The 15,967-nt window shown below is 52.3% G+C and carries 10 protein-coding genes; 6 read left to right on the top strand and 4 right to left on the bottom strand.

What is annotated here, in order from left to right; all coding sequences use genetic code 11:
- Positions 1–169: 169 nt before the first annotated feature.
- Positions 170–1,081, bottom strand: a complete 912-nt coding sequence (gene rdgC, locus KU854_RS13950; RefSeq protein ID WP_218359210.1) for a recombination-associated protein RdgC — start codon at positions 1,079–1,081, stop codon at positions 170–172.
- 122 nt (positions 1,082–1,203) lie between these two features.
- Here rdgC and sbcD point away from each other — a divergent pair, with 122 nt between their 5' ends.
- From sbcD to KU854_RS13975, 5 genes are all read left to right on the top strand, one after another.
- Complete coding sequence (sbcD, locus tag KU854_RS13955; RefSeq protein ID WP_218359100.1) at positions 1,204–2,439, top strand: exonuclease subunit SbcD; 1,236 nt, start codon at positions 1,204–1,206, stop codon at positions 2,437–2,439.
- A complete protein-coding gene (locus KU854_RS13960; protein ID WP_218359101.1) occupies positions 2,436–6,110 on the top strand; it encodes an AAA family ATPase in 3,675 nt (1,224 codons plus the stop codon). The genes sbcD and KU854_RS13960 overlap by 4 nt, the downstream gene beginning before the upstream one ends.
- Before the next feature lie 238 nt (positions 6,111–6,348).
- Positions 6,349–7,038 (top strand): phosphate regulon transcriptional regulator PhoB, encoded by a 690-nt coding sequence (gene phoB, locus KU854_RS13965; protein ID WP_218359102.1) that lies wholly within the window; start codon positions 6,349–6,351, stop codon positions 7,036–7,038.
- Positions 7,039–7,097: 59 nt separating this feature from the next.
- Entirely contained in the window at positions 7,098–8,393 is a 1,296-nt protein-coding gene (phoR, locus tag KU854_RS13970) for a phosphate regulon sensor histidine kinase PhoR (protein WP_218359103.1), read from the top strand.
- Positions 8,387–9,340, top strand: a complete 954-nt coding sequence (locus KU854_RS13975) for a PstS family phosphate ABC transporter substrate-binding protein (RefSeq protein ID WP_218359104.1) — start codon at positions 8,387–8,389, stop codon at positions 9,338–9,340. Before phoR ends, KU854_RS13975 begins: the two co-directional genes overlap by 7 nt.
- A 75-nt stretch (positions 9,341–9,415) precedes the next feature.
- Here the strand turns inward: KU854_RS13975 and ppx are convergent, their stop codons facing one another.
- Genes ppx through KU854_RS13990 form a run of 3 tightly spaced genes read right to left on the bottom strand, consistent with a single transcriptional unit; the run spans position 9,416 to position 13,537 of the window.
- Positions 9,416–10,921 carry an exopolyphosphatase gene (ppx, locus tag KU854_RS13980; RefSeq protein ID WP_218359105.1) on the bottom strand — a complete coding sequence of 502 codons (1,506 nt, stop codon included), beginning with the start codon at positions 10,919–10,921 and terminating at the stop codon, positions 9,416–9,418.
- Positions 10,914–13,010 carry a polyphosphate kinase 1 gene (ppk1, locus tag KU854_RS13985; protein ID WP_218359106.1) on the bottom strand — a complete coding sequence of 699 codons (2,097 nt, stop codon included), beginning with the start codon at positions 13,008–13,010 and terminating at the stop codon, positions 10,914–10,916. Before ppk1 ends, ppx begins: the two co-directional genes overlap by 8 nt.
- Positions 13,011–13,024: 14 nt before the next feature.
- Positions 13,025–13,537 (bottom strand): glycine cleavage system transcriptional repressor, encoded by a 513-nt coding sequence (locus KU854_RS13990; protein WP_054779783.1) that lies wholly within the window; start codon positions 13,535–13,537, stop codon positions 13,025–13,027.
- A gap of 241 nt (positions 13,538–13,778) precedes the next feature.
- Between KU854_RS13990 and KU854_RS13995 the strand changes: the two genes are divergently transcribed.
- Positions 13,779–15,950 carry an ABC transporter permease subunit gene (locus tag KU854_RS13995; RefSeq protein ID WP_218359107.1) on the top strand — a complete coding sequence of 724 codons (2,172 nt, stop codon included), beginning with the start codon at positions 13,779–13,781 and terminating at the stop codon, positions 15,948–15,950.
- Positions 15,951–15,967 lie beyond the last annotated feature (17 nt).

A 15,967-nucleotide genomic window follows, 5' to 3' on the forward strand; every position in this document is an offset into this window, starting at 1 on the left:
GAGGAGGCGATACATCATGTGTTGCCCATTAAGCGAGAAGAGCGAATATACCCGAGAGCCGTGAAGCCTAAGGCAAAGAAATACCCCAATAAAAAGAAAGCCAGTCAGCTTAACTGACTGGCATTAGGCGTTAAGCCCTGTTTTTGTCTTTGATGTTGGCGATGGGCGGTTACTCGCCCTTGTCCATGCCACCAAGCTCTTCATAAAGGTTTGGCAGGAAGGCACCCAGTTCGCCGCACAACAATGACAGGTCGGCATCCAGACGCTGTGCAATGTCTTCACGGTCGATATCCGCGTTCTGGTCACGCAGCTCTTCGGAGAACTTGATGCGTTTGACTGACATATCGTCACACAGCATAAATTCGATGCGGTCTTGCCAGTTGATAGCCAGTTTGGTCACCAGCTTTTCAGCTTCAATGTGTGCCAGAATCTCATCGCTGGAAAGATCCTGCTGCTTGCAGCGGATCACGCCGCCTTGCTCAAGAATGGCTTTCAGCTCTGCTTCTTCACCGATTTCGAACCCTTTTGGCGCATTACCTGAACGAACCCATTCAGTCATTGCCAACTCTACCGGCTTGTTGGTTTCAACCGGAACCACTGGCAAGCTGCCAAGGGATTTGCGCAGCAGCGCCAGAATGTCTTCGGCTTTCTTTGCGCTACCGGCATCCACCAGTACCAAACCGGATTTAGGCATGATAAGTGCGTAAGTCTGGCTCATGCGGCTGAATGCGCGAGGCAGCAGATCCATCACGATGTCATCTTTGATGCTGTCTTTTTCTTTTTTCTTCAGCGGACGGCCTTGCTCTTGCTCCATTGCGTCCACTTTGGCCGCCAGCGAATCTTTGATCACAGATGCAGGCAGCATTTTTTCTTCTTTGCGGGCGCAGATCAGCAGGTTGCCATCGCTGACGTGGGTCATCATGTCGCCGTGCTTGCCGAGCGCAGTGGTCCAGCCAAACTTCTGCATGTCCTGACTGCCACATGGGGTGAAGCGAAACTCAGACAGTTGTTTTTCAACATGCTCAGGGTCGAGCTCAATATCGCGGGTCAGGCGGTAAGCAAAAATGTTCTTAAACCAAATCATGGCGAGGCTTTATCCATCCGGTAGTGAGAAAGGCCACATGGTATTGCATTCAGGGGCGAATGTCCCTTTATATGGGGTACAATTTGGCCTCAAGCACAAGAACGGGCGCACACCTTTCAATGAAAATACTCCACACGTCAGACTGGCATTTAGGGCAAAACTTTTTCACCAAAAGCCGCAAGCAAGAACATCAGGCCTTTCTGCAATGGCTTCTTCAAGAAATAGATAAAAACCAGATTGATGCCGTTATTGTTGCCGGAGATGTTTTCGATACCGGATCGCCACCGAGCTATGCGCGCGAAATGTATAACCAGTTTGTGGTCTCCATCAGCCAGCGCAACTGCTCGCTTGTTGTGTTGGGCGGCAACCATGATTCTGTTTCTACGCTCAAAGAATCCAAATCCTTGCTCGCTTGCCTGCATACCCATGTGGTGGCAAACACCAGTGACAATTTAGAAGAGCAACTGCTGACACTGAAAGATCAGCGCGGCGAGGTTGGGGCGATTGTCTGTGCAGTGCCCTTCGTGCGCCCCCGTGATGTATTAACCAGCCAGGCCGGTGAATCGGGCGTTGAAAAACGACAGGCGCTCGGTGATGCCATCAAATCCCACTACCACGAGTTGTATCAGGCCGCGATGAAGCTGCGTGAAGACAATGGCTGGAAAGTGCCGATCATCGCTACCGGGCATTTGACGGCGCTGGGTGTCAGCCCGTCCAAATCAGTACGTGATATCTACATCGGCACGCTGGATGGCTTTGCTGCTGATGGCTTCCCACCGGCGGACTACATTGCCCTCGGGCACATTCACCGCCCACAGGTTGTCGCCAAGTCAGAACATATCCGCTACAGCGGCTCACCGATACCTTTGAGCTTTGATGAACTGAAGTTCAACAAGCAGGTTGTGTTGGTCGAGTTTGATGCCGACCAGCGCGTGCGCATCGAACCCATCAGTATTCCGCGCTTTCAGCCTATGGGTGTTCTGAAAGGGTCGCTGGACGAGATAGACGTACAGCTTTCGGAGTATAAAGATCATGATGATCCAAAACCTGTCTGGCTCCACATCGAAGTCTCCGTGCAGGACTATCTGTCTGACTTGCAGCAACGTATCCAACTGATGACCGAAGGGCTCAATGTGGAAGTGTTACAGCTTCAGCGTAGCCGTGGGCCAAAAGCCCAGGCGCTGGCGCAGGAAGCAAAAGAAACCCTGTCTGAACTGACACCGAATGATGTATTCCAAAAGCGTCTTGCTCTTGAAGTGTTTGAAGGGGAGGACGAGGTGGCGCGTAAAGCGCGGATCGAAACCCAGTTCGCCAAAATTGTTGCTGAGGTTGAGCATGGGGAGGCTGACGCATGAAAATCCTGAGCCTTCGCTTTAAAAACCTGAACTCACTGAAAGGTGAGTGGAAAATAGATTTCACCCAGACACCGTTTTCCGACAATGGCCTGTTTGCCATCACGGGCGCGACCGGTGCAGGTAAAACCACCCTGCTTGATGCGATTTGTCTGGCGCTTTACCACCAGACTCCGCGCCTGGGACTCATCTCCACCTCGAGCAATGAAATCATGACCCGCGGCACGGCAGAGTGTGCCGCCGAAGTGGAGTTTGAGGTCAAAGGCCACCCGTACCGCGCCTTTTGGAGCATGCGCCGTTCGCGCGGCAAAGCGGACGGTAACCTGCAGCAGGCAGATGTGGAGCTGGTGGATGCTGAGTCCGACAAGGTGCTGGCTACGCAGGTAAAACAGAAAAATGAATTGGTCGAGCGCATTACCGGTCTCGACTTTGCCCGCTTTACCAAATCCATGATGCTCTCCCAGGGCGAGTTTGCCGCTTTCCTGAATGCCAAGGAAAATGAACGTGCAGAGCTTTTGGAAGAGCTGACGGGCACTGAAATTTACGGCCGGATCTCTGAAAAAGTGCATGAGCATTTTGCGGCCGCCAAACTGGCGCTAAGCCAGAAAGAAGCTGAAGCCAAAGGCGTGCAGCTGCTGGGTAGCGAGGAGTTGGAAGCGCTGGAAAATGAACTTTCCGGGATTGACACCTCACTCAAGACCGAGCGCGAAAAGCATACAGAGCTGACGGCGCACTTCTCCTGGTGGAAAGAGCATGAAAAAAGCCACTTGGAGCAATATCAGGCGCAAGCGCAGCTGCAGGCTGCAGAAGCGAATTGGGAGGCGGCAAAACCGCAACTGGATAAGCTCACTCACAGCGAACCGGCCGAAAAGTTACGCATGCCTTACGAGCGCTGGCAGTCGTCACTGAAAAGCGTTGCAGCCGTAGGCGCGATGCTGACAACAAAACAGGAAGCGCTTAAGACCAACACAGAAAAAAGCGCTCAGGCTGACGAAGCCCTGGTGAAAGCGTCAGAAGCGCTGGCGCTGGTCAAAACGCAGCAGCGTGAGCTGGAAACACTGATCAGCGAGAAAGTGTCGCCGCTCGATACCGATATCAAACACCAGTCGCAACGCCTGCAGGAATTGTTACTGCAACAGTCTGGGCTGAAAACCAAGCATCAGTCGTTGGTCTCGTCACAGGAAATAACCACACAAAACCTTGAGGCGAAAAAACATGCGCTGGAAGAAGTCACCGCGTATCTGACGAGCCATCAATCTGCAGGGCTGCTTAAACAACACCTTGGCCAGTGGGCACAAATGGGGCAGCAGATCGCGCAGGAGCAAAGCGCGATTGCCAAACTGACGCAATACGAAACCGAACTTGAAGCCCAATTGCAGGCAGAGACGTCGAAAGCGGACAGTGCAGAGAAAGAGAAACAGGTCGCACTGAGCGCAAGTGACAAGGCGAAGCAGGCATGGGAAGCGCAGCAAGAAGCGCTGAGCCAGGCCACAACAAACGGTGATATCGACGCGCTGGATAAACAACGCGAGCAGTTAAGTGCGCAGCTTTCTACTTATTTCCAGCTAGGCCAATGGCAACAACAATGGCTGGCGCTGGACAAAGAAAATGCGGAAAAGCGCCAGACGTTAGCTGATCAGACTCAGCAAGCCAAAGTGCTGGAGCAGGAAGTGACCTCGCTTCGCCAGCAATATAAAGATAAAAAGCAGCTGATTGAGGCGCTGTCGAAACTTGTCAGTCAGGAAGAGCATCTAGCACAGTACCGTGCGGCATTGCAGCCACATGAAGCGTGCCCGCTCTGCGGATCGACTGAACATCCTGCGTTGTTGGGGGCTGTGCTTGATGTTTCCGAAACCCTGCGCCAGTTGACGGATGCAGAATCCGCACAAAAAGAGATATTTGAGAAAGGCAGAGATTCAAAAGAGAAATTTGAAAGTTGCCAGCGCCATATTGAAGAGCTCCAGAAACGACTGGAAAGCACTCAGCGGCAACAACAGGCACTGGCTGAACAATGGAGCCAGGCCGCATTGCCACTCAACTTAACCCTGACGATTGATCAGCGCGAGTCTTTTGCTGCGTTCAGTGACCAGCAAACTCAAGCAAGGGATGTGTTAACCCAAAACCTGAATGCGTTAAAAGCACAGGAGAAGGCGCTTCAACAGGCGAAGCTGCAATGGGATGAAACGACTCGTGCTCTGGATGCTGTCGAGAAAAACATATCGATTCTCTCTGTGACCATTGAGAGTAAAAAGCAGGAAGCCCAGAAGCTGGCTGTCGATAAGCGCCAGAAGGTCGACTATCTCGAAACATTGGAAAGTGTGTTAAACCAGCAGATTGCAGACAAAGGCTATGAAGCCCCTGAAACCTGCGCGCTGCAAAGCTGGCTGGAAGCGAGAAAGCAGGATGCTGACCTATGGGAGCAGAACCAGCAGCAAAAAGAAGCGCTGGCAAAAGAGGTCGCCTTGCTTGAGGTCGAACTTGCAAACTGCCTGAAAGAGATCAACGCGCTGTCTGAGCAGCAACGTGCACAGCAATCAGACATCGATGCCTTGTCGGCCAAGCTTGAAGAGGCGAAATCAAAACGTGTCGCGCTCTTTGGTGACAAGCGGGTGGATGATGAAAAACGCCGTGCTGCCGTTCAGACCGAGCAAGCTGAAGAGGCTCAGAAAGCGGCACAAACCCTGGCACAGCAATATCAAGGGGATTTGCGTGCATCACAGGCTGACGTCGTGAGCCAGACCCAGTCGCTGGAAAGCGCCAATGCAGAATTGCAGTCCAATCTGTCCCAGTGGGATGAAAGCCTCGCTGCTTCGCCATTTGATTCGCTGGAAGCGTTCCAATCTGCCTTGTTGCCAGAAGAAGAAAAACAGCAACTGCTGGCAAGTAAACGCTCGCTGGAGCATGCGCTGGAAGGTGCCAAAGTACTGCTGAAAAAGGCGCAACAACACGTCAGTGATGTGCTTGCCCATGAGCGAGCGAAAGCGTGGCAGACATTGCCGGTCGAGCAGGTGGAATCGGCGTTGCAGCTGCAATCAGAAACGCTGAACAATCTTGTGCGCCGAAGCGGTGAGTTGAGCAACGCGTTGGCGTCAGACAAACAGCGCAGGGAAAACCAGCAAGCGCTGTTTGCGGAGATTGAAAGGTTGCGCGCGGAATACAATGATATTCAGTATCTCCATGCCCTGATAGGCTCGCAAAAGGGCGATAAATTCCGCAAGTTTGCTCAGGGGCTGACGCTGGACAATCTGGTCTATCTGGCCAACAAACAGCTCGACCGGATCCACGGGCGTTACCAGCTAAACCGCAAACAGGGGGAAGGGCTGGAACTGAGTGTGCTGGATACCTGGCAGGGCGACATTGAACGGGATACCAAAACCTTGTCAGGCGGGGAAAGTTTCCTTGTCAGTCTGGCGCTGGCACTGGCGTTGTCGGACTTGGTCAGCCACAAGACCAGCATCGATTCGCTCTTCCTCGATGAGGGCTTTGGCACCCTGGACAGCGAGACGCTGGATGTGGCACTGGATGCGCTGGATAACCTCAATGCATCGGGCAAGATGATCGGCGTGATCAGCCATATTGAAGCGATGAAAGAGCGGATCCCGACCCAGCTTCATGTTTCAAAGAAAACCGGACTGGGAATCAGCGAACTGGAAGAAAAATACCGCGTTGCTTAAAAAAGTGTCAATGCGGTAACAGGCGCTGGCTTTCGTTGGATAGCGCCTTCAATACGGGCGACAACTGTCTGGAATAAAAGGCAGTTGTCGGCTACTGCTGGTTGCAAACCTCGCCAAAGGTCACAAAACTGTCATAATAGAATCACATAATGACGGCCAAGACATATACCCAAACCACCTAAGAAACTCAGATTGTTTGGGTATAACGATTACACACACTCTAACTGGGTATGGAAAAATGGTAAGACGGATACTTGTTGTTGAAGACGAAGCACCAATTCGTGAAATGCTGTGCTTTGTGCTGGAACAAAAAGGTTATCAGGCCGTAGAAGCAGAAGATTATGACAGTGCTCTGGAAAAAATCTGCGAGCCTTACCCTGAACTGATCCTGATGGACTGGATGTTGCCGGGTGGCTCAGGGATCAACCTGATCAAACACCTCAAACGCGATGAGCTGACCCGCCAAATCCCGGTGGTTATGCTGACTGCGCGCGGCGAAGAAGAAGATAAAGTGCGTGGCTTGGAAGTCGGTGCCGATGACTACATCACTAAGCCATTCTCGCCGAAAGAGCTGATGGCGCGTCTGAAAGCCGTTATGCGCCGCGTGTCACCTACCTCGCTGGATGATGTGATTGATGTACAGGGCCTGAAGCTGGATCCTGTTTCGCACCGCGTGACGTCCAACGAAAAACCGTTGGAAATGGGGCCGACTGAATTCAAGATGCTGCACTTTTTCATGACTCACCAAGAGCGTGTTTACAGCCGCGAGCAGCTTCTGAACAATGTTTGGGGCACCAACGTCTATGTTGAAGACCGCACGGTTGATGTTCATATTCGTCGCCTGAGAAAAGCGCTGGAAGAAGACGGTCATGATAAACTGGTGCAAACCGTGCGTGGCGCGGGTTACCGTTTCTCAACGCGCACTTAATCCACAAACATGATCTTTGTGTCGCCCAAAGGCCTTGGGACGGCATACTGGAGAGATAGATGGTCGAAAGACTGACGTGGAAAAAGCTGGCACTGGAGCTGGCTTTTTTTTATTTACCCTGGTTTTTGATTGGCTGGTTCTTTGGCGGTCTGCCTTGGCTGCTGCTGCTTGCGACCGTGTTGGTGTTGCTGTGGAACTTCTACCACCAACTCAAACTGTCTGACTGGCTGTGGAAAGAACGTAGCCTGACACCACCGACTGGCTCGGGCAGTTGGACTCCGCTGTTCAATGGCATCTATCGTCTGCAGAAACGAAACCGTCGCCGCCGCAAAGAGCTGACTAACCTGATCCGACGCTTTAAAAACGGTGCCGAATCCCTGCCCGATGCGGTGGTGGTATTTGAGCATGACGGCTCCATTGTCTGGTGTAACAAGCTGGCGCAGGATCTGCTGGGCTTCCGTATGCCGGATGATGCTGGTCAGTACATTGCCAACCTTATCCGCACACCTGAGTTTATCGAATACCTTTCCCGTGCAGAGTTAGGGGAAGCCTTTGAAATGCGCTCGACGCTTCACGCCTCTAAAACACTGGAATTCCGTACCATGCCGTATGCCGAAGGTGAATACTTGATGGTGGTACGTGATATTACCCAGCTCAAACAGCTGGAGGGTATGCGCCGTAACTTTTTTGCCAACGTTTCCCATGAACTGCGTACCCCGATGACGGTTCTTCGTGGCTATCTTGAAATGGCGGAAGACCCGGATATGCTGGTGGGGCCAATGTGGGGCAAAGCCCACGGTGTAATGACCGAGCAGCTGACGCGGATGGAAAGTCTGGTCGAGCAGCTTCTGACCCTGTCCAAGATTGAAGCGAGCGTGAAGATCGCCCTGGATCAGAAAGTCGATGTGCCGGCCATGCTGGATGTGCTGGAAAAAGAAGCGCAAACCCTAAGTGGCGATCAAGCCCATGAATTTGAGTTTGAAATTGACCATTCACTGAAAGTGCTGGGCGATGACGATCAACTGCGCAGCGCGATTTCTAATCTGGTTTATAACGCGGTGAAGCATACGCCACCGAGTGCAAAAATCCGTGTTCGCTGGTTCCGCTCGGTGAAAGGGCCGCGACTGGAAGTGATAGACAGTGGTGAAGGTATTGCGCCACAGCATATCGACAGGCTGACCGAACGCTTCTACCGCGTTGACAAAGCACGTTCCCGTGAGACTGGTGGTAGTGGCCTTGGGCTGGCCATTGTGAAGCATGCGCTGAACCACCACGAGTCTGAGCTTGAAATTCAAAGTCAGGTGGGCAAGGGTAGTACCTTCTCTTTCACCCTGCCGGAGCGCCTTGCATGTTAAAAAGGATGGTTGCCACCTTGGCGTTGTTGCTGACCCTGACACCTGCGGTGGCTGATGACCACCTGCCGCTCTATCACAGGGTCGACAACATCTCTGGCAATCTCTCTTCGGTTGGCTCAGACACGCTTGCCAACCTGGTCACGCAATGGGCCGTGCTGTTCAAAAAGTACTACCCGAGTGTGAACGTGCAAATCCAGACGTCAGGTTCATCGACTGCGGTGCCTGCCCTGATTGAGGCGACCACCCAGTTTGGTGCCATGAGCCGACAGATGCGCGCCCGTGAAATCGAACTGTTTGAACGCAAATACGGTTATCCGCCGACGGCGATCAGAGTCGCCATTGATGCCATGGCGATCTTTGTCCATCAGGACAACCCGATTCAGGGTCTGGACATGAAGCAGGTGGATGCCCTGTTTTCTGAAACCTTGCGTTGTGGTTCAATGGAACGCTTTAATAAATGGGGACAGTTGGGGCTGACTGGCAGTTGGGAAAAACGCAATATCCAGCTGTTTGGGCGAAACTCAGTTTCCGGTACTTACGGCTTTTTCAAAGACAAAGCCCTGTGTGATGGTGATTTCCGCGCGGATGTAAATGAGCAGCCGGGCTCTGCCTCTGTGGTGCAGTCAGTCAGTTCATCGCTCAACGCGATTGGTTATTCCGGGGTAGGTTATCGTACCTCCGGGGCGAAAATGCTGCCGTTGGATGTGGATGGCCAACGGGTATATGCCACGGTCGACAACGTTATTTCAGGCCTCTATCCGCTCTCCCGCTACCTGTATATCTATGTCAACAAAGTACCGGATAAACCACTGGCACCGATGGAAGCGGAATTTATCAAGCTGATCCTTTCCCGACAGGGACAGGCGCTGGTGGCGGCAGAAGGGTTTGTACCTTTGCCGGAAAGTGTGATTGAAGCGCAGCTAGATGCGCTAGGGTTGATGCCCTGAGTTGCTCGGATAGTAAAGCGCCGGTGAATTTGCACCGGCGTTTTTGTATCTATGACCCTGAGGTGTCTTTGGGCGTCAGGCGTTAATAATGAGTTTCCAGCCTGCCGATTCCCAGTAGGTTTGCTCCACATCCAAATCGGCAGCCAGCAATCGGTTGTTGGCAAGCCAGCCTTCCGGAAACGTCAGTGACCAACAATCGTCTTTGGCATCAAGCTTCACTTCAGGCGCCAGCTCGCCCGTGCGCTGCACATTCAGCACACATGCCAGACGCAATGCACGGATCAGCGGGAAGATATGCTTGGTTTTGTAAAGAGTAAACTCCGGCATTTCCTCCAGCTTGAGTGATTTTCGGTGGAAGCGGGTCAGGGTTGCCAATACCGTCTGCTGCTCCTGGTTGAAGCCGGGTAAATTGGTGTTTTGCATAATATAGGCTGAATGCTTGTGAAAGCCGGAGTGGGCAATACTCAGCCCAACTTCATGCAGCAATGCCGCCCAGCTAAGCAAGATCGCGAGTTCTGCCTTCTTCAAGCCCAGTTCGGGCTCTGCCTGCAAATAAATATGCTCTGCTGACTGCTGGACACAATCGGCGTGGCGCTGGTCAATATGATAGCGCTCGGCCAAATCAGCGGCAGTGCGGCTCCGGATATCACTATGCTGGAACCTGTCCTCCATTTCATACAGCAACCCTTCACGCAATGCTCCGTCAGAAAAAACCATTTTTTCTATTCCCAGAGCGTGGAAAGTGCCGGAGAGGATCGCAAGCCCTGCCGCGAAAACCGGACGCCTGTCGTCAGAAAGACCAGGTAAGCTCAAGTCCTGACAGTTCTTGGCTTTCAGCACCTGATCAATCAGGCCATCCAGCCGCTTGCGGGTAATAATACCGTCTTCATGCCCCGAGGCTTTCAACACTTCGCGTATGGCTTTAATCGTGCCCGATGAGCCCACAGCCTCTTCCCAACCCATTTCTTTATATTGGCGGGCAATGGTTTCCAGCTTCAGTTCAGCCGCCAGTTGCGCCTGTGCAAAGCGCTTGGTTGAAATGTCACCGTCTTTGAAAAAGCGGGCGTTGTAGCTGACACACCCCATGTGCTTGCTGTTAACCAATGAAGGGGTGAAATCCCGCCCTATCACCAGCTCGGTACTGCCGCCACCAATGTCGACCACCAGTTTCCGCCCTTCTCCCGGTTGGGTATGGCTGACGCCCAGATATATCAGGCGCGCTTCCTCTATCCCGGGAATGATTTCAATGGGGTAGGGAAAGGCATTTCTGGCGCGTTGGAGGAAGATGTGGCGGTTCTTGGCTTCGCGCAGGGTAAACGTCGCTGCAACCCGCACGTTTTCTTCATCGAACCCTTGTAGACGCTCAGCGAACATCCGCAGGCACTCCACCCCGCGTTCAATGGCGGCGTTATCGAGGTTGTTGAAACTGTCGAGACCGGAGGCCAGACGCACACGTTGTTTGTGTCGGCTGACAATTTGCAGCCCTTGCCCGACGACGCGGGCAACGACCATGTGAAAGCTGTTGGAACCCAGGTCAATCGCGGCGATTTCCCTAGGTTTATCCACCGTTGTATCACTCATTCTTTTGTTTGCTCGCTATACGTTTTTCGGCGCGTTCTGCTTGTTTAAGGTACTCGTAGATAGCAATCTGCGAACGTACTTTTTTGCGATTCCCGCGTTTTACGTATTCGTTGGTCATGTCTTTGTCCAACACACGTGCCTTGGCGCGATCTGCAAACTGTAGTTCAAGAATATCCATGATGCGCTGTTTGAGGCGTTCATCTTTGATCGGTGTGCCGACCTCAATACGGTTATCGATGTTGCGCGTCATCCAGTCTGCTGAAGAGATGTACACATCGCGATCCCCACCGTTTTCAAAGGTAAACACGCGGGGGTGTTCCAGAAAACGGTCAACGATACTGATGGCCTTGATATTTTGGCTGACGCCTTTAATGCCGGGAACCAGGGCGCACATACCACGCACAATCATCCGGATTTTCACCCCTTCGTTGCTGGCTTTGTACAGCAGGTTGACCAGCCCTTTGTCGACCAGGTTGTTGACCTTGATGGTGATCCCCGCCTTGCGCTTGGCTTTGGCGTGTTCAATTTCGCGTTCTATCAGGCGATACAGGCGGCTGCGCGAGTTGCGCGGCGAAACAATCAAGTGGGTGAATTTCACCGGTTTGTAGGGGTTTTCGATAAAGTTAAAGACTTTACGAACCTCTGCTGTCAGTGATTTGTCAGCAGTAAACAGGGAGAAGTCGGTGTAGATGCGGGCGGTTTTCTCGTGAAAGTTACCGGTGCCAATATGGGCGTATTCGCGCACACCATCGTCTTCCCGGCGGGAGATAAGGCAGAGCTTGGAGTGGATTTTCAGCCCCGGCGTACCGAATACCACTTTCACGCCAGCATCGGTCAGCACGCGCGCCCACTCGATGTTGGCTTCCTCATCAAAACGTGCCTGCAGTTCAACCACCACAGTAACCCGTTTACCGTTGTTGGCGGCATCCATCATGGAGTTGATGATGCGGCTGTTTTTCGCCACGCGGTAAATATTGATGCGGATGCTGCGTACTTTCGGGTCGAAAGACGCCTGACGCACCAGTTCGGTCATGTGGCGGAAGGTGTGGTAGGGGTAATAGAGCAGGACATCCCGGTTGCGGATCGCATCAAATGCGTTGTCGAAGACGGTAAAGTCCGCGGAGTCCAGCGGCGGCAGCGGCGGGTTTTCCAGATACTTCATGCTGACATTCGGAAAGCCGATAAAGTCTTTGAAGTTGTGGTAACGCGCGCCGGGTAGAACACTGTCCAGATCAGAGATCTTCAGCATCTGGATCAGCTTTTTCACCATGTCCTGTGGCATATCCCGCTGGTACACAAAGCGCACCGGCAGTGCCGTCAGGCGCTGATCCAGACTGTCAGACATATTTTCGAGCAGGCTGTGATCTACCTCGTTAGTCAGGTCATATTCCGCATCCCGGGTCATTTTCATCGCGTAGGCTTCGATACTGTCGTAATCGAAAAAGCCCCGGAATATCTCATCAAGGCAAAGACGAATGATGTTATCGAGCAGAATAATGGTTTTCCGACGGCGCTTGCCTTTTGGCTCCGGTACCTTGATAAAGCGTTCGATTTCGTCCGTCGGGATCTCTATCAGCGCATAGCGGGTGGCTTCCCCTTCTTTTTTCAGCTCGACAGCCAAATAGGAATAGGCGTCTTTGAGAAAAGAGAGCACATCCATATCATCGGTGAGGATGATCGGGGTAATGTGGGGAAGTAAGTTACTGACGAAGTGTTTTTTAAGCCAGTTTTGCTGGTATTCGGTCAACTGACGCTCGTTGACCAAAAAGATATGGCGGCGTGCCATTTCCAGCAGAATATCGTTGTAAAGGTGGTCAAAATCCTGATTCAGCTTGAGCACTTTTTGCTGGATTTTGATCAGTAACTCTTTGGCTTCATTGCCGCCACCTTGTTCCTCACTGATCAGGATCCGTCGCTTAACATCGGCAAAGCGTACCTGATAAAACTCATCCAGATTGCTGGAGAAAATGCCGAGAAAGCGAACCCGCTCAATGATGGGAACGTTTTTGTCGGCGGCTTCCTGCAACACCCTTTCGTTAAACGATAGCCAACTAAGTTCTTTTTCTATGTAGTAATTATCCGTGCTCATGAGTTTCCTTTACATCAGAGAATATCGCTCTCGTCGAATTCAACAATCAGGTCGTCCGACAGGCGCTCAAGGGCGGCACCGATATCGTCGAGGGCGATGGTGTTGGCAATATCAAGATCAAACGCTGCAGTGAAAATCACGCCGCCTGAATTTGGGGCACTCTCTGCGTTGGTTTCCAGATTATTGATATTAATTCCAAACTTGGCGATTTCCCGGGTAACTTCCTGAATAATGCCAGGGCGATCATTTCCGGTAACAGACAATGTATGGGTGGTGGTGTCGTCATCGAGTGCATTGCTTGCTTCGGTGACCACAACGTCCAGATCAGGAATACTCTTGAGTGCTTTGGTCAGCGCTGGGACATCGTCTTCTTTGATATCAATTTGCACGATGCCGGCAAATTTGCCTGCGAGCTTGCTCAGACTACTCGCTTGCCAGCTGCCGTGATGTTTGAATACGGTGTCGGAAACAGTTTCTACAAGACCAGAACGGTCGGCGCCGATAAGTGTGATAACTAGCTGCTTCATGGTCATTCCTTAACGTCTAAAGCGGGGAGGGAATGGACATTATCTGAGCTGTATGAAAGTCTGTCCACCGGCGCTTTCGTGGCACATTTCTGATCTGTGTTTCACGTCAATGTTAGCGGAGGCTAGCGATTTTTTATTACACTTTCATTTCAGTCAGTTAAGGTGTAACTCTGTCTTACTGTCACATAACTGTCATCAAAAAGACATATTATGAGCCGCTTGACCAGAAAATGAGGTAACAATGGCAGACGCCACCAACGCGTTGATGCGGGGAGATACCCGTCGGCGCTTACAAGACAGACTCGCACGCTTATCCGTAACTGGCGGTGGTCTTGTGGTGTTATTTGCATTGCTGCTGATATTTTTCTACCTCGCTTATGTCGTTTTGCCGCTGTTTAAAAGCCCTGATGTGGCGGTGGCAAAACAGCTGACAATGAATTTTCCGCAACCTGCTGCCCAACTGGGGCTGGATGACAACAACCAGCTCGGCTTTCGCTATTCAAGCGGCGGCACCCTGGCCGTTTTCTCCCTCAATGATGGGAAGACAGTATTGCGCCAGTCTCTGGCTGAGAACCCGTCCAGTTTTGCTGCCCAGCATGGGTACGCCGGTATATCAGCGTACGGCCTGAACGATGGCCGGGTGAGTTTCCAGCGGCTCCGTTTTATCAACAGCTATAAGAATGGTGAAACCAGCATTACGCCCACCGTTGAACCCCTCGATACCATTGAGCTGGGCGGGCAGCCACTGCCGGTGACAGCACTCACTTTTGCCGAGCAAACCAGCGGTATGACAGTGGCTGGCATTGTGGGCGATAAACTGCAGGTGGTTTCAACCGACGCACAAGGCATATCCCGCTGGCATAATGCACTGCCGGTAACTGAAGGCACCCAGGTGTTGATGACACCGGATGGACGTAAGCTCTACGTGATGTCGGGTGATGTGATCAAGGTTTACAGCTTGTCATCAAAAGGCGTTTTTTTGCGCGAGTCTGTCAATGTGGATGTGGTGACAGGTTTCAAGCCGGTTGCGATGACACTGTTGGCGGGTGGTCACTCACTGATGGTGCGTCTGGAAAACGGGCATATCGGCCAATGGTTTGATGTGGTGAAATCCGGCTCCCGGACACTGACCATGGTACGTGAGTTCGACACTATGCCGGGCCAGGCGGTCGTTGAACCGCACCGTAATGTATTTGCTAACCTTTCTACGCTAGGCGTGCTGTCACTCTGGCATGCCCCGAGCGAAAGCCGCGAGCGGTTTGACTTTCCCGATTTGTCTAAAGACGTCGATATGCTGGCCTTTTCGCCCCGTGCCAACCGCCTGCTGGTGGAGCAGGGCAATACCCTAACCCTGCTGGATGTCGATAATCCCCACCCAGATGTGAGTGTCCGCTCACTGTGGAGCAAAATCTGGTACGAAGGCTACAGCGAACCGGATTATGTTTGGCAATCTACGTCTGGGTCTGACTCGTTTGAAGGTAAGCTGAGCGCGATGCCTGTGGTGTTTGGCACCATCAAAGTGGCGGCTTATGCGCTGATCTTTGCTATTCCGCTGGCAGTCGGTGGTGCTATTTACACAGCGTATTTTATGCCCGCCGGTATGCGCCGTGTGGTGAAGCCGACCATCGAAATTATGGAAGCGCTGCCGACCGTTATTCTGGGTTTTCTGGCCGGGCTCTGGCTCGCACCCATCGTTGAAACCCATCTGCCGGCGATGTTCCTGATCTTTGTTTCAATGCCGTTGTCTTTCATGCTGACTGCGGTTGTGTGGGTTTTCTTGCCCAGAGCGTTGCGTAAAAAATTGCCACCGGGTGGACACCTGTATGTGGTGATCCCTCTGATTTTGCTGCTTGGCTATGTCTCATTTGCGCTGGGCCCCTGGGTTGAGCGCGTGTTTATGAGGGGAGACAGCCGGGTATTTGTGACCGATGTACTCGGGGTGAACTTCGATCAGCGCAACGCGATTGTTGTTGGACTCGCAATGGGTTTTGCGGTGATCCCAACCATCTTCACCATTGCTGAGGATGCAATATTCTCGGTGCCTAGCCACCTCACCAATGGTTCTCTGGCATTGGGGGCAACCCACTGGCAAACTCTGACCCGTGTGGTGCTGCTGACGGCAAGCCCGGGCATTTTCTCTGCTGTGATGATGGGATTAGGCCGCGCAGTGGGGGAAACCATGATTGTATTGATGGCAACCGGGAATACACCATTGATGGAGTGGAACCCGTTTGAAGGGCTTCGTACCCTGTCGGCCAATATCGCGGTTGAAATGCCGGAGTCAGAAGTGGGCAGTTCGCATTACCGTGTCCTGTTCTTGACGGCATTTATTTTGTTTTCATTTACCTTTTTGTTTAACACCGTGGCGGAATTTGTCCGTCAGCGGTTACGGGATAAATACCGTGCGTTGTAAGGTTTCAGCCGATTTTC

The organism is Enterovibrio paralichthyis, assembly GCF_019209835.1.
Classification (GTDB): Bacteria; Pseudomonadota; Gammaproteobacteria; order Enterobacterales; family Vibrionaceae; genus Enterovibrio; species Enterovibrio paralichthyis.

Bases quoted from the DNA above. Each gene is read 5' to 3' on its own strand.
- sbcD (WP_218359100.1), top strand. From the start codon at position 1,204: ATGAAAATACTCCACACGTCAGACTGGCATTTAGGGCAAAACTTTTTC.
- KU854_RS13960 (WP_218359101.1), top strand. From the start codon at position 2,436: ATGAAAATCCTGAGCCTTCGCTTTAAAAACCTGAACTCACTGAAAGGT.
- phoB (WP_218359102.1), top strand. From the start codon at position 6,349: ATGGTAAGACGGATACTTGTTGTTGAAGACGAAGCACCAATTCGTGAA.
- phoR (WP_218359103.1), top strand. From the start codon at position 7,098: ATGGTCGAAAGACTGACGTGGAAAAAGCTGGCACTGGAGCTGGCTTTT.
- KU854_RS13975 (WP_218359104.1), top strand. From the start codon at position 8,387: ATGTTAAAAAGGATGGTTGCCACCTTGGCGTTGTTGCTGACCCTGACA.
- ppx (WP_218359105.1), bottom strand. From the start codon at position 10,921: ATGAGTGATACAACGGTGGATAAACCTAGGGAAATCGCCGCGATTGAC.
- ppk1 (WP_218359106.1), bottom strand. From the start codon at position 13,010: ATGAGCACGGATAATTACTACATAGAAAAAGAACTTAGTTGGCTATCG.
- KU854_RS13990 (WP_054779783.1), bottom strand. From the start codon at position 13,537: ATGAAGCAGCTAGTTATCACACTTATCGGCGCCGACCGTTCTGGTCTT.
- KU854_RS13995 (WP_218359107.1), top strand. From the start codon at position 13,779: ATGGCAGACGCCACCAACGCGTTGATGCGGGGAGATACCCGTCGGCGC.